At 64.6% G+C, this 13,524-nt stretch carries 14 protein-coding genes; 7 read left to right on the forward strand and 7 right to left on the reverse strand.

All coding sequences use genetic code 11. From position 1 onward, the window contains the following. Nucleotide 1: 1 nt before the first annotated feature. Nucleotides 2-772: an SDR family NAD(P)-dependent oxidoreductase gene (locus tag ACWGS8_RS00390; protein ID WP_454579093.1), complete on the reverse strand. Its 771-nt coding sequence runs from the start codon at nucleotides 770-772 to the stop codon at nucleotides 2-4. Between the two features lie 181 nt (nucleotides 773-953). On the opposite strand from ACWGS8_RS00390, the gene ACWGS8_RS00395 reads away from it, so the two are divergent. The 4 genes from ACWGS8_RS00395 (at nucleotide 954) to ACWGS8_RS00410 (ending at nucleotide 5,479) form a co-directional block, all read left to right on the forward strand. Next, nucleotides 954-2,186, forward strand: coding sequence for an ABC transporter substrate-binding protein (locus ACWGS8_RS00395; protein ID WP_454579094.1), 1,233 nt, complete (start codon nucleotides 954-956; stop codon nucleotides 2,184-2,186). 109 nt (nucleotides 2,187-2,295) lie between these two features. After that, the gene (locus ACWGS8_RS00400; protein ID WP_454579095.1) at nucleotides 2,296-3,165 is read left to right on the forward strand and encodes a carbohydrate ABC transporter permease; all 870 of its coding nucleotides are present in this window, start codon (nucleotides 2,296-2,298) and stop codon (nucleotides 3,163-3,165) included. Continuing rightward, nucleotides 3,162-3,986 (forward strand): carbohydrate ABC transporter permease, encoded by an 825-nt coding sequence (locus tag ACWGS8_RS00405; protein WP_454579096.1) that lies wholly within the window; start codon nucleotides 3,162-3,164, stop codon nucleotides 3,984-3,986. Before ACWGS8_RS00400 ends, ACWGS8_RS00405 begins: the two co-directional genes overlap by 4 nt. A 20-nt stretch (nucleotides 3,987-4,006) precedes the next feature. Continuing rightward, nucleotides 4,007-5,479 carry a M81 family metallopeptidase gene (locus ACWGS8_RS00410; protein WP_454579097.1) on the forward strand — a complete coding sequence of 491 codons (1,473 nt, stop codon included), beginning with the start codon at nucleotides 4,007-4,009 and terminating at the stop codon, nucleotides 5,477-5,479. A 191-nt stretch (nucleotides 5,480-5,670) separates the two neighbouring features. On the opposite strand, the gene ACWGS8_RS00415 is transcribed toward ACWGS8_RS00410, so the two are convergent. The 6 genes from ACWGS8_RS00415 to ACWGS8_RS00440 all read right to left on the reverse strand — a co-directional run bounded on the left by ACWGS8_RS00415 (nucleotide 5,671) and on the right by ACWGS8_RS00440 (nucleotide 10,955). After that, nucleotides 5,671-7,725, reverse strand: coding sequence for a M3 family metallopeptidase (locus ACWGS8_RS00415; protein WP_454579098.1), 2,055 nt, complete (start codon nucleotides 7,723-7,725; stop codon nucleotides 5,671-5,673). Nucleotides 7,726-7,815: 90 nt separating this feature from the next. Then, a complete protein-coding gene (locus ACWGS8_RS00420; RefSeq protein ID WP_454579099.1) occupies nucleotides 7,816-8,250 on the reverse strand; it encodes a nuclear transport factor 2 family protein in 435 nt (144 codons plus the stop codon). Beyond that, nucleotides 8,247-8,891 carry a carbonic anhydrase gene (locus ACWGS8_RS00425; protein ID WP_010912207.1) on the reverse strand — a complete coding sequence of 215 codons (645 nt, stop codon included), beginning with the start codon at nucleotides 8,889-8,891 and terminating at the stop codon, nucleotides 8,247-8,249. Before ACWGS8_RS00425 ends, ACWGS8_RS00420 begins: the two co-directional genes overlap by 4 nt. A gap of 147 nt (nucleotides 8,892-9,038) precedes the next feature. Next, nucleotides 9,039-9,809: a DUF429 domain-containing protein gene (locus tag ACWGS8_RS00430; RefSeq protein WP_454579100.1), complete on the reverse strand. Its 771-nt coding sequence runs from the start codon at nucleotides 9,807-9,809 to the stop codon at nucleotides 9,039-9,041. Beyond that, nucleotides 9,806-10,690, reverse strand: a complete 885-nt coding sequence (gene pdxY, locus ACWGS8_RS00435; RefSeq protein ID WP_454579101.1) for a pyridoxal kinase PdxY — start codon at nucleotides 10,688-10,690, stop codon at nucleotides 9,806-9,808. Before pdxY ends, ACWGS8_RS00430 begins: the two co-directional genes overlap by 4 nt. A 13-nt stretch (nucleotides 10,691-10,703) precedes the next feature. Then, nucleotides 10,704-10,955, reverse strand: a complete 252-nt coding sequence (locus tag ACWGS8_RS00440) for a hypothetical protein (protein WP_454579102.1) — start codon at nucleotides 10,953-10,955, stop codon at nucleotides 10,704-10,706. A 162-nt stretch (nucleotides 10,956-11,117) separates the two neighbouring features. On the opposite strand from ACWGS8_RS00440, the gene ACWGS8_RS00445 reads away from it, so the two are divergent. Genes ACWGS8_RS00445 through ACWGS8_RS00455 form a run of 3 tightly spaced genes read left to right on the forward strand, consistent with a single transcriptional unit; the run spans nucleotide 11,118 to nucleotide 13,521 of the window. Continuing rightward, on the forward strand, nucleotides 11,118-11,756 hold the full coding sequence (locus ACWGS8_RS00445; protein ID WP_172348005.1) for a LemA family protein: 639 nt from the start codon (nucleotides 11,118-11,120) through the stop codon (nucleotides 11,754-11,756). 48 nt (nucleotides 11,757-11,804) lie between these two features. Further along, nucleotides 11,805-12,623: a TPM domain-containing protein gene (locus tag ACWGS8_RS00450; RefSeq protein ID WP_454579103.1), complete on the forward strand. Its 819-nt coding sequence runs from the start codon at nucleotides 11,805-11,807 to the stop codon at nucleotides 12,621-12,623. A gap of 4 nt (nucleotides 12,624-12,627) precedes the next feature. Further along, nucleotides 12,628-13,521, forward strand: coding sequence for a TPM domain-containing protein (locus ACWGS8_RS00455; RefSeq protein WP_454579104.1), 894 nt, complete (start codon nucleotides 12,628-12,630; stop codon nucleotides 13,519-13,521). Nucleotides 13,522-13,524 lie beyond the last annotated feature (3 nt).

Raw genomic sequence — 13,524 nt, forward strand, 5'->3', positions numbered from 1 at the left:
GTCACGCTCCCAATATGTCATCGATGAACGGCAGGCAGCCGGCGGTCAGCCCAGCATCCACGGGCATCACCACGCCTGTTATGCCCGAGGCGCGGTCGGATGCAAGGAAAGCCACGGCTTCCGCCACTTCCGAGGCGTCGACGATGCGGCCGAGCGGGTAGAGCCGCTTGAGCTTGCCGAGGATTTCCGGATCCTTGGCCAGGCGATGGTCCCAGGCGGCGGTGCGGATCGATCCGGGACAGACGACATTGGCGCGCACGCCGCGGCGGCCGAGTTCGACGGCGATCGATTTGGCATAGGCGTTGATGCCGGCCTTGGCCGCGGCGTAGGCCGGATTGCCGAAATGCGCGATGGCGTTGACGGAAGAGATGAAGACGACGCTGCCCGATCCGCGCGCCGCCATCGCCTTCGCAATAGGGTCGGCGAACATCATCACCCCGGTCAGATTGAGGCCGAGCTCGTGCTCGATCTTGTCGGAATCAAGCGCGGAAATCGTCTCGGCGCGCGTCCAGCCGGCATTGTTGATCAGGATGTCGGGCACGCCGTCTTCGTCCAGCACGGCGGCGATCCCCGCCTCGATCGAGGCCCGGTCGAGAAGGTTAAAGACATGGCGCGAGGCAAGGTGCGGGCTTGCCAGCGCCGCCTGCGACTGGTCGCAGCCGACCACCCGGGCGCCCCGTCCGGCCAGCAATGCGACGATCGCCGAGCCAAGGCCGCCGCCGGCACCGGTGACGACGACAGTGCGGCCTTCGAATTCGGCTTTCGAAACCACGGCGCTTGCTCCTCCCGCAGGTCAGGCAGATGCCGGCAGGCTACTGAAAGGAATGTAATTAAGCAACATGATAATCCGCTTGCATGCCGTGAAATCCCCGATAATGTAGGAAAGTCACATAAATCTTGTGCCAGCCATCGGCACAAGGAGCGCAAATGCGCGGAACAATGGGAGAGATCAGATGAGCCTTGCCAAATGGACTGTCGGCCTGATGGCCGGAATGAGCATGCTGGCCTTCGCGGCGCAGGCGAATGCGGGTGAAGTTCGCGTCACTGTCGCCGAATACAGCGCCAAGACCGGTCCGTATTTCGAAGCGGTCAAGAAGGAGTTCGAGGCCAAGAACCCCGGCATCACGATCAAGTTCGAGGTCGTGCCGTGGGATGTGCTCTTGCAGAAGCTGACCACCGACATCACAGCTGGCACCAATGCGGACCTGTCGATCATCGGCACGCGCTGGCTGATCGACTTCGTCCAGCAGGACGTCGCCGAGCCGCTCGACAGCTACATCACGCCCGACTTCAAGGGCCGCTTCATCGACACCTTCCTGTCGCCCTCGATCATGGGCGGCAAGACCTACGGCCTGCCGATCGCCGCTTCGGCGCGCGCGCTCTATTACAACAAGGAACTGTTCGAGAAGGCCGGCATGGCCAAGCCGCCGGCGACCTGGACCGAGCTGCAGGACGATGCGCGCAAGATCAAGGCGCTGGGGTCCGGCACCTTCGGCTTCGGCCTGCAGGGCAAGGAGATCGAGACCGACGTCTACTATTACTACGCCATGTGGTCGCAAGGCACCGAGATCCTCAACAAGGATGGCACGTCGGGCCTCGGCACGCCGGGCGCGCTCGAAGCCGCAAAGCTCTACAAGTCGATGATCGACGAGGGGCTGACCGAACCGGGCGTCACCTCCAACAACCGCGAGGACGTGCAGAACCTGTTCAAGCAGGGCAAGGTCGGCATGATGATCACCGCGCCCTTCCTGTCCAACCAGATCAAGGACGAGGCGCCGAAGCTGAAATACGGCGTGGCGGCCATTCCGGCCGGTCCGACCGGAGCGCGCGGCACCTATGGCGTTACCGATTCCATCATCATGTTCAAGAACTCCAAGAACAAGGACGAGGCCTGGAAGCTGCTCGACTTCCTGTTCACCACGGAGCAGCGCGCCAAGTTCACCCAAGGCGAAGGCTTCCTGCCGGTGAACAAGGAAGAGGCCAAGATGGACTACTACGTCAACAATGCCGATCTCGCCGCCTTCACCGCGCTCTTGCCCGACGCCCGCTTCGCGCCGGTCATTCCGGGCTGGGAAGAGATCGCCCAGATCACGTCGGACGCCATGCAGAAGATCTATCTCGGCGGCGACCCCGAGGCAGGCCTGAAGGACGCGGCGGCGAAGGCCAATGCGGTGCTGAAGAAGTAGCTCAACAAATAGGGCGTATCTCCCTGCGCCCCGTGGCGCGCCCCAGACTCAGGCGGGGCGCGCCACATCTTGCGGATGCGAATTTTGGATTCGCCAGCCAGGCCAGCCGATGCAAAATCGTTTCCTGCCCTATCTCCTGACCTTGCCCAGCCTGTTCCTGGCGGCGGTCGTCATCTTCTGGCCGGTCTGGGACCTGATCCAGATCTCGACGCATGACGTCAACCGCTTCGGCCAGTTGCGCGAGTTCAGCGGCCTTGCCAATTTCGCGTCGCTTGCCGCCGATCCCGATTTCGTCGCGGCACTCTGGCGCACCGGTGTGTGGACCGTGCTGGTGGTCGGCGGCGCGCTGCTGCTGTCGGTGCCGGTGGCGATGATCCTCAACACCGATTTCTACGGCCGTGGCATTGCCCGCGTCATCATCATGCTGCCCTGGGCCGTGTCGCTGACCATGACGGCGGTGGTCTGGCGCTGGGCGCTTAGCGGCGAAAGCGGCATGCTGAATTCGGCGCTGCTTGGCCTTGGCCTGATCGACCACAACATCCAGTGGCTGGCCAGCGCCGAGACGGCGTTTCCGATGCAAGTGCTGATCGGCATATTGGTGACGGTGCCGTTCACGACGACGATCTTCCTCGGCGGCCTGTCGTCGATCCCGGACGATCTCTACGAAGCGGCGGCGCTCGAAGGCGCCACGCCGCTGCAGCAGTTCCGCGAGATCACCTTTCCGCTGCTGAAGCCGTTCATCAACATCGCCATCGTGCTCAACACCATCTACGTCTTCAACTCGTTCCCGATCATCTGGGTGATGACGCAGGGTGGGCCGGCCAACTCGACCGACATCCTGGTCACCCACCTCTACAAGCTCGCCTTCCGCATCGGCAAACTGGGTGAGGCCTCGGCGGTGTCGCTGGTCATGTTCGCCATATTACTGGTCTTCACCATGATCTATGTACGGTTGGCGATGCGGGAGCAGCGCGCATGACCAGCAAGCTCAAACGCACGATCATCGCCTGGCTGCTTTTGGCGCCGCTGATCGTGGTGACGATCTTTCCCTTCGCGGTGATGTTCCTGACCGCCGTCAAGCCGCGCCAGGAGGTGCTGTCGCCGACATGGTGGCCGAGCGAGTTCCGCTGGTCGAATTTCGCCGACATGTGGGTGGCGACCGGTTTCGGCCAGGCGCTGGCCAATTCGCTCTACGTGTCGGTCATCGCCACGGTCGGCGCCATCCTCATCTCCGTTCCCGCCGCCTACGCCATGTCGCGCTTTCGCTTTACCGGCTATGGCGCCTTCCGCCAGTTCCTGTTGATTTCGCAGATGATCTCGCCGATCGTGCTGGTGCTCGGCCTGTTCCGGCTGATGGCCGCCTGGGGGCTGGTCGAATCGACGACGGCGCTCGGCTTCATCTACATGGCCTTCAACGTCGCCTTCACCGTGTGGATGCTGCAGAGCTATTTCGACACCATTCCGCGCGACCTCGAAGAGGCGGCCTGGATGGAGGGCGCCGGCCGCTGGCTGACCCTGCGCAAAGTGTTCCTGCCGCTCTGCCTGCCGGCAATCGCGGTGACCGCGATCTTCACCTTCATCAACGCCTGGAACGAGTTCGTCGTAGCGCTCACCATGCTGCGCAGCCAGGAAAGCTATACGCTGCCGATCCAGGTCTTTTCCCTCGTCGCCGGCCGCTACACGATCGAGTGGCATCACGTCATGGCGGCGACGCTGCTGGCGACACTGCCGGTGGCGATCCTGTTCATCTGGCTGCAGCGCTACCTGGTCCGGGGGCTGGCGCTCGGGGCGGTCAAATAGCCTGATATAGCGGAGCTTTCATGCGCATCTTCACCGCCTCGCTGGCGACGGAAACCAACACCTTTTCGCCGGTGCCGACAGACCGGGCCTCGTTCGAGATGGCCTTCTATGCCGGACCGGGCAAGCATCCGGAGACGCCGACGCTGTGCTCTTCGCCGATCGTCGCCTTGCGCCGGCGCGCGGCCAAAGAAGGGCTGACCGTGATCGAAGGCACCGCGACCTGGGCCGAGCCCGGCGGCCTGGTGCAGCGGCAGACCTTCGAGGCGCTGCGCGATGAGATTCTCGATCAGTTGAAGGCGGCACTGCCGGTCGATGCGGTCATTCTCGGGCTGCACGGCGCCATGGTGGCGCAAGGCTATGACGATTGCGAAGGCGATCTGCTGGAACGTGTGCGCGGGATTGTCGGGCTTGACGTGGTGATCGCCTGCGAGTTCGATCCGCACAGCCATCTGACGCCCAAGCGCGTGGCGGCGTGCGACATCATGGCCTATTTCCTCGAATTCCCGCACACCGATTTCTACGAACGCGGCGAGCATGTCGTCGAGCTGGGGCTGGCCGCCGCGCGCGGCGAGATCAAGCCGGTCATCTCGACCTTCGACTGCCGGATGATCCAGGTGCTGCCGACCAGCCGTGAACCGATGCGCTCCTTCGTCGACCGCATCAAGGCGCTGCACGGCAAGGACGGCGTGCTGTCGGTTTCCGTCATCCACGGCTTCATGGCCGCCGACGTGCCGGAAATGGGCACGCGCATCCTCGTCGTCACCGACAATGACAAGGCCAGGGGCGACGCACTGGCGGAGCGCCTGGGACGTGAGCTCTACGAACTGCGCGAAAAGACGGCGATGACGATGCTCGATACCGCCGACAGCATCGACCGGGCGTTGGCCGTGCGCGCAGAGAATACCGGCAAGCCGGTGGTCATCGCCGACATCTGGGACAATCCCGGCGGCGGCGTTCCCGGCGACGGCACCTACGTGCTGCGCCAGATGCTGGCGCGTGGCCTCGACAAATTCGGCGTGGCGACGATCTGGGATCCGATCGCGGTGACCTTCTGCCTGGCGGCGGGCGAGGGCGCCGTCATCGACCTGCGTTTCGGCGGCAAGGCCGGGCCGCAGGCGGGCGAACCGATCGACGCCCGCATCAAGGTGCTGAAAGCCGTTGCCGAGGGCTGGCAGAGTTTCGGGCCGAGTCGGGTGACGCTCGGGCCGGCCGCGCTGATTCGCATCGAAGGCACCGAGGTCGACATCATCCTCAACACCAACCGCACGCAAACTTTCGAGCCGGACATTTTTTCCAACATCGGCGTCGATCCGCTGGCCAAGGACATGCTGCTGATCAAGTCGACCAACCATTTCTATGCCGGCTTCGAGCCGATCGCGGCGGAGATCATCTACGTCACGGCGCCGAGTTCGTATCCGAGTAATCCGGCGGTGACCGATTACAGGAAGCTGACACGGCCGGTGTGGCCGCGAGTGGAGGATCCGTGGCGCTGATAATCTCCCCCTTTGTGGGGGAGATGCCCGGCAGGGCAGAGGGGGGCGCGAAGGATCACGACCTCGCTTAGCTTGGGTGAGCAGGAAACTGACCGGGGATCGGCGGGACTATGGTCGACCGAGACGCCGGCGGGACAGCGCCTCCCTCTGGCCTGCCGGCCATCTCCCCCACGAGGAGGGAGATCGGTTAATCACACCAATCCGCGCTTCTCCATCATCGCTTCCGGCGACGGCATCTTGCCGCGAAAGGCCGTGTAGAGCTCTTCCGGGTCCTTCGAGCCGCCGGCGGCGTAGATGTTCTTGCGCAGCCGCTCGGCCAGCGCCGGGTTGAAGGGATCACCGGTCTCCTCGAAGGCGGCAAAGGCGTCGGCGTCGAGCACTTCCGACCACATGTAGGAATAGTAGCCGGCCGAATAGCCGTCGCCCGAGAAGACATGGCCGAAATGCGGGGTGCGGTGGCGCATTGCGATGGTGTCGGGCATGTCGAGTTTTGCCAACGTTTCGGCTTCGAAACGAAGCGGTTCGGCCGGGGCATCGGGCCGGGCGTGATAGGCCATGTCCATCAAGGCGGAAGACGTGAATTCGACGGTGGCGAAGCCGGCGCCGAAGGTGCGCGTGGCCAGCATCTTGTCGAGCAGCGCCTTCGGCATCGGCTTGCCGGTCTTGACGTGCAGCGCGTGCTTTTCCAACACCGCCGGCACCGTCAGCCAGTGCTCGTAGAGCTGCGAAGGCAGTTCGACGAAATCGCGGCTGACCGAAGTACCGGCAACCGACGGCCAGGTGACGTCGGTCAGCATGCCGTGCAGCGCGTGGCCGAATTCGTGGAACAGCGTCTTCGCCTCGTCGACCGACAGCAGCGCCGGCTCGCCTGCCGGCGGCTTGGCGAAGTTCATGATGTTGTAGATCACCGGCTTGGAGCCGTGGCCCAGTTTATAGCCGGACTTCAGCGCGCTCATCCAGGCGCCGGAACGCTTCGAGGGCCGCGCGAAATAATCGGCGAGGAACAGTGCGCGCTCGCTGCCATCGGCGTTTTTCACCACGAAGACTCGCGCGTCGGGGTGCCAGGCGACGATGCCCTTCTTCTCCTCGAAGGTGATGCCGAACAGTTTGGTCGCGACGTCGAAGCAGGCGTCGATCACCCGGTCGAGCTGCAGATAGGGTTTCAGCTCGGCCTCATCGAAGGCGAATTTTTCCGCACGCAGCTTCTCCTGGTAGAAGCGCCAATCCCAAGCGGCGAATTTTTCGTTGCTGCCGGCTTCCGCCGCCAGCCGCTCCAATTCCTTCTGGTCGGCGGCGGCCTTTTCCAGCGCCTTTTCCCAGACGGGGTCGAGCAGGTCGTGCACCGCCTTCGGCGTCTTGGCCATGGTGTCGTCGAGCTTCAGCGCGGCAAAGGAGGCGTAGCCGAGCAGCCTGGCCTTTTCGGCGCGCAGTTTCAGCATGTCGCGCACGACGTTGGTGTTGTCGGAGGCGCCGCCATTCTGGCCGCGCATGGTGAAGGCTTTGAAGGCGATCTCGCGCAGGTCGCGGCGTTCCGAGAAGGTCGTGAACGGTTCGTAGATCGAACGCGACAAAGTGACGGCGTAACGCCCCTTCTGGCCGCGCATCTCGGCCGCCTCGGCCATCGAGCTCCGGACGAAATCCGGCAGACCGGCGAGATCGGCCTCGTCGAGGAACAGCGCCCAGTCGCGCTCGTCGGCCAGCACGTTCTGGCCGAAAGCCGTTCCGAGCGACGACAGCTCCTCATTGATCCTGGCCAGCCGCTTCTTGCCTTCGGCATCGAGCTTGGCGCCGGAGCGGACAAAACCTTTCCAGGTCTTCTCCAGCACCCGCAGGGTTTCGGCGTCGAGGCCGAGGCTCTCGCGGCGCTGGTAGAGGTCGTCGATGCGGGCAAACAGTCTCTCGTTCATCGAGATCGCCGAAAAATGCCTGGACATCTTCGGCGAGATGTCGCGCTCCAGCGCCTGGATGGTCTCGTTGGTGTAGGCGCCGGCGCGGCACCAGAAGATCGACGAGACCTGATCGAGCGCCTCGCCGCCGAGTTCCAGCGCGGCAAGCGTGTTCTCGATCGTCGGCGCGTCCTTGTTGCCGGCGATCGCATCGATCTCCGCCTCATGCGCCGTCAGCGCCGCGTCAAAGACCGGGGAGAAATCGCCGTCGCCAATATGGGCAAAGTCGGGCAGGCCGAGCGGCCCTTGCCACGCGGTCAGCGGATGGGCGGCGAGGTCGACGGTTTTCGTGGAGGACATGAAGGGTCTTTCGCTGGCGTCAAGGAGGAGGGTGTCACCGATGTAGGGCGCGGTCCGCGGGCCCGCAATATGGCAGTTGGCCGACCCGCCTCAATACGCTTCGCAGTTTTCGGCGATGGCCGCCTGCGAGCTGGCGGTGATGCGGTTGTCGGCCACCGCGAAGGTTTCCTGCATCAGCATGTCATTGTCGGGGAAGTCGTAGCAGGCGATCACGGTGGTGATGCCGCCCTCGCTCTTCTCTATGCGGTGGCGGATCGCGGCGCCGGCAACCGCGCCTTTCCATTCGGCGAGCGCGGCGATGAACTCCTGCTTGCTCTGGACGATGCCGAGGTCTTCGAGCTTGATGCGGACGTCGTCGGCAAGCAGGTCGGCGAGTTCGGTGCGGTCGGCGACCAGCAGCGCCGAATACCAGCGGCTGATGATGGCGCCGTCATCGGCGCGCGCCGCAACGATCGCGATCAGCAATGCGGCGGCGGTGAAGACGACCGACCGGACGTTCCTCACCGGGCGCGCCTTTCCCTTCATTCCAGCACCGGCCGCTCGAAATCGCCGGTTTCCTTGTTCATCACCCAGAGCTCACCGGTCGAAATGTCGAACCAGGCTCCATGCAGCGACAGCCGCCCCTTGCCCTCGAGGATCGAGACACAAGGGAAGGTCCGGAGGTTGGCGATGGAATAGCGGATCGAGATGCGTTCGAGCGCTGTCTGGCGCTCCGCCGCCGTCATGAAGGTGCTGGAGGAGACGGTTTCGGCGGCTGGCGCGATCAGGCTCATCCATTTGCCGATGAAGTCGCCGGGGGACAGCGGCGCGGCATTGGGGTCGAGCGCGGCGCGGATGCCGCCGCAGCGGCCGTGGCCCATGACGACGATGTTCTTGACCTTGAGGCTCTGCACCGCGAATTCGAGCGCCGCCGAGGTCGAATGGAACTCGCCGTCGGGCTCGTAGGGCGGCACCAGATTGCCGACATTGCGCAGCACGAAGAGTTCGCCCGGCCCGGCGTCGAAGATCGCCTCGGGGGCCGCGCGGGAGTCGCAACAGGCGACGATCATCGTCTCAGGGGCCTGCCCCTCGCGGGCGAGTTCGCGATAGCGGCCGCTCTCCGTGAGATAGCGGCCATTCATAAAATTGCGATAGCCGGCGAGGAGGTGATCGGGAAGATGAGGCATGGGCGGCTAAGGCCTTTCCGGGGTTGGAGGCGGCAGCTCGTTGCGGTCGAGAAAGCCTCTAGCGGCAAAAGCCCTTTGCGAGCAATGCAGAATTGTGGGGGCTGGCTATAAACGCCATGCACATAAGCGGGACATCCGCCGACATTGTCATGCCCAGATCGCGACCGGTATGCCAAAACCGTCAGCGAGTGGCGGGTTGGGAAATGGCTTCGCACTGCCGCTGGCGATGCGGCCGGCGATCAGCATCATGACCGCCGCATCGAGGAAATCGTCGGCGGCGGCGCCACGCGGCGGCGGCTGGTCGAGGAACTCCATGGCATAGCCGTGCTGGCAAAGCAGCGCCTTGCGTTCCGCCATGCCGGCTGGATTGACGCTGCCCTTGATCTTCTTCGGCAGTTGCATGGCCTGGTCGCCATTCAGGCGGCAGAAGGCGACTTCCGGATGCGATTCGAAGACGCGGCCGCGCAGATCGGGCCGCGCGATCAGCAGTGCGTCGATCTCGCGGATCTTCGAAAAGATGCCGAAGGCCTGGATCGAAACGCCGCGCTGCGGATCGGATGTCGCCCTTGCCACCTCGCTTGCCCTGCCATGCGCGGCATACCAGGCTTCGATTGTGGTGAAGTCGCTCGTGTCGGCATAGAGTGCTGCGCGGGACGGGATCGAAAACACGCTGGACTGGCGTGCCCCGAGCAGCGGCCTGACCAGCGCCTCCGGTCCGCGGCCGCCCTTGCTGGAGAATTCGGGCAGGCCGATCGGCATGTCGACGGCGACAATCGCATCGTCGGGAGTTGCCGCAAGCAGCGCCGCGAAACTGGGGAAGATTTCAACCGAGGGTGCTGAGCCGGGGTTGCGCCGCACAGCGATCCAGCCGGCCTTGCAGCCGTCGGCGCCGACGAGCACGACCCCGGCCGGAGTCACGCCCGGCGGTCCCGCCCCGGATGCGTGAGATGGCGCAGCTGCACCATGGCCATTGGGTGCGACAGGCTCTGCGCATCGGTTTCGAGCTGCAGCTCGTCGCCTCCGCGTTTTGCCGTGCGCGCCAGGATCTCGTACACCGCCGCAGTGGTCGATTGCAGCGCCTTGATCGGCGGCTGGCCGGAAAGGATGCGGGCGAGGTACACGGCCGCCGTCAGGTCGCCCAGCCCGTTCGGCGGCTTGTCGATCAGCCGATGTTCGGCCAGCAGCGCCTGGGTGCCGTCGAGCAGCAGATTGCCGGTGCCGCCAATCATCATCGACTGCGCCGACGTGACCAGCATCGTCGACGGTCCGGCGTGGAGTGCTGCCGCGATCACCGATTTCAGATCGGGCAAAGGCGCGCCGGCCATCCATTCCAGCTCGTAGCGGTTGGGGGTCGCGATGTCGGCGATCGGCATCAGCCGGTCGCGCATGGCGGCGGCCGTGGGCTCGGGCACATAGAGCCCGCTGGAATCGCCCATCACCGGATCGCAGATATAGACGGCATCGGGCGTCCTGGCCTTCACCGCGGCGACCAGCGAGGCGACGGCCTCGGCCTGGCCGGCCTCGCCGAGATAGCCCGACAGAACCGCGCCGACCTCGCCCAGCCATGGCGCGCGCTCCAGATCTGCCATCAGCGCCTTGAACTGGTCGAGCGGCGGCACGATCCGCGTCGCCCGCCCATGGCCGGGATGCCAGGGCAGGATGACCGTCGGCACCGCCCAGACCGGAAAGCCTAGTGTCTCCAAGGCAAAGACGGCGGCGCGGTTGCCGACCGAGCCGCGGGCGACATGGCTGGAGATGACGATGACCGCACGCGGCGCGTCGGGTTTTTCGGCGCTCATTGTTTTTTGATTCCTAGCTGCCCCGGGTTAGGAAAAGCACGAGCCAGACCATCAGGCCCAGCGCCAGAAGCAGGCCGAGTATCCGGCCAATGCGCGTGCCCCAGACCTCGATCGGGTCGGTGCGGTCGACATCGGCAGCGGCGACATGGTCGCGCACGCCTTTCGTCGTCCGCGCCACAAAGGAGGCGCCCGCCGGATCGGTCTCCTGCGCGACGCGCTCAAGGATGCGTCGCGATTCCCTGTCGCTGTCCGGGCGTTGCGCCATGATGATGTCCCGTTTTGACCGGACCTTATCGCGTTCGCGCGGCCAATCACAGGGCCTTGCGGAAGACGATATTGGCCGTCGCTGGTCCAGAGGCCGAGGCCGTTTTCTTGCGCGCTGATTGTGGTAATGCTTCGCATGCAACTTCTATCGAGGGACCCCATCATGCTTGCCCAGCGCCTTGCTCGACCATCGACATTCCGCACGCTGCCCGCCTTCCTGATGATGGCAATCGTGCTGCCGCTGCTGGCCGGCTGCGGCTACAACACGATCCCGACGGCGGAGGAAAACGCCAAGGCGGCCTGGAGCGAGGTGCTGAACCAGTACCAGCGCCGCGCCGACCTCATCCCCAATCTGGTCGAGACGGTCAAAGGCTATGCCTCGCATGAGAAGGACACGCTGGACGCGGTGGTCGAAGCGCGCGCCAAGGCGACGCAGATCACGGTGACGCCGGATACGCTGAAGGATCCCGAAGCCCTCAAGAAGTTCCAGGATGCCCAGGCCGGGCTGACCAGCGCGCTGTCACGGCTGATCGCGGTGTCGGAGGCCTATCCCGACCTCAAGGCCAACCAGAATTTCCTGGCGCTGCAGGCGCAGCTCGAGGGCACCGAGAACCGTATCGCGGTGGCGCGGCGCGACTACATCCAGGCGGTCAGGGACTATAATCTGACGCTGAAGACCTTCCCGTCGGTGCTGTGGGCGACCTTCTGGTTCCGCGGCAACGAGCCCTTCGCCAACTTCACCGTCGACGAGGACAAGATGCAGCCGCCGAAGGTCGATTTCGGCACGAAGCAGGGCGGGTGAACGGCGACTGTCATCGGAATAAGTCCCGCGAAAAGACGGACCGCTGGCGTGCAAACACCCCGCACTTACCTCACCCTTCTTGGCCTTCTTGCCAGCCTCCTTTTTCTTCCCCTAGCCGCCATCGCCGCGGACCTGCCGGCGCTCACTGGCCGCGTCGTCGACAATGCCAGCATCATCGATGCCGGCACCAGGGCGGCGCTGACAAAGAAACTCGCCGATTTCGAGACCAAGGGCTCCGACCAGATCGTCGTGGCGACGATTCCCAGCCTCGGTGGTGAGGAGATCGAGCCCTATGCCAACCGGCTGTTCCGCTTCTGGAAGCTTGGCCAGGCCAAGGAGAACAATGGCGTGCTGCTGCTGGTCTCGCCGAACGACCGCAAGATGCGCATCGAGGTCGGCTATGGGCTGGAAGGCACGCTGACCGACCTGCACACCAGGTTGATCATCGAAAACGACATGGTGCCGGCCTTCCGCGCCGGCGATTTTTCCGGTGGCATCAGCAAAGCCGTCGACGACATGATCATGGTGCTGGAAGGCAATCCGGAGGAACTGGAAGCGCGCGGCAAGCGCAACCAGGAGGCGCCGTTCAATTCCGACGACCTGTTCTTCGCCATTTTCATCGGCATCTGGGCGATCATCTTCTTCGGCAGCATCGCCGCCTCTATCCTGCCGCCGATCTTCGGCCAGAAGCTCGGGCCCGGACGCTATCGCTGGCTCGGCATGACCTTCGAGCCAGGCCGGCGCTCCTCAAGTGGCGGCTGGTCCTCCGGCAGTTCCGGTGGTGGCTGGTCCTCGGGCGGTGGCGGCGGCGGCTTTTCAGGTGGCGGCGGTTCGTCCGGCGGCGGCGGCTCCTCGGGAAGCTGGTGACGGCATGGCGACACGAACCATCCGTCTGCCGAGGCCCGGCCATTTCAACCCGGCGATCCACGCCGTCCTGGCCGCTCTGGCGCTGCTTTTGTCCTGCTTCGCGGTTTTCGCCGCCGAGCTGCCTGTCCTGACCGGCCGCGTCGTCGACAATGCCGGCATCATCGATGCCGGGACCAGGGCGGCGCTGACGCAGAAGCTCGCGGATTTCGAGAAAAAGGGCTCCGACCAGATCGTCGTGGCGACCATTCCCAGCCTCGACGGCGAGGAGATCGAGCCTTATGCCAACCGGCTGTTCCGCTTCTGGAAACTCGGCCAGGCCGGTGAGAACAACGGCGTGCTTTTGCTGGTCGCCAAGAACGACCACAAGATGCGCATCGAGGTCGGCTATGGGCTGGAAGGCACGCTGACCGACCTGCACACCAAGCTGATCATCGAAAACGACATGGTGCCGGCGTTCCGCGCCGGCGATTTCTCCGGTGGCATCAGCAAAGCCGTCGACGACATGGTCATGGTGCTGGAAGGCAATCCGGAGGAACTGGAAGCACGCGGCAAACGCCATCCGGCCGACAGCAGCACCCCTATCGACCCGATCGTGGCGGTGTTCCTGATCCTGTGGGCGACGATGTTCTTCGGCGGCCTGGCCATGGCGTTCCTGCCGCCGATGTTCGGCACCAAGCTGTCGCCGGGCGTGTATAGATGGCTGGGCATGACGTTTCGTTACGGCCGGGGGCCAAGTGGATCGTCTGGCTCCAGCGGCTGGACGACGGGTTCCTCGGGCAGCGGCTGGACGACGGGTTCCTCGGACGGCGGCTGGTCGTCCGGGTCGAGCAGCAGCGGCGGCGGGTTCTCCGGCGGTGGCGGCTCGTCCGGTGGTGGCGGTTCTTCAGGAAGCTGGTGAGAC

Source organism: Mesorhizobium sp. 43Arga (assembly GCF_053714255.1).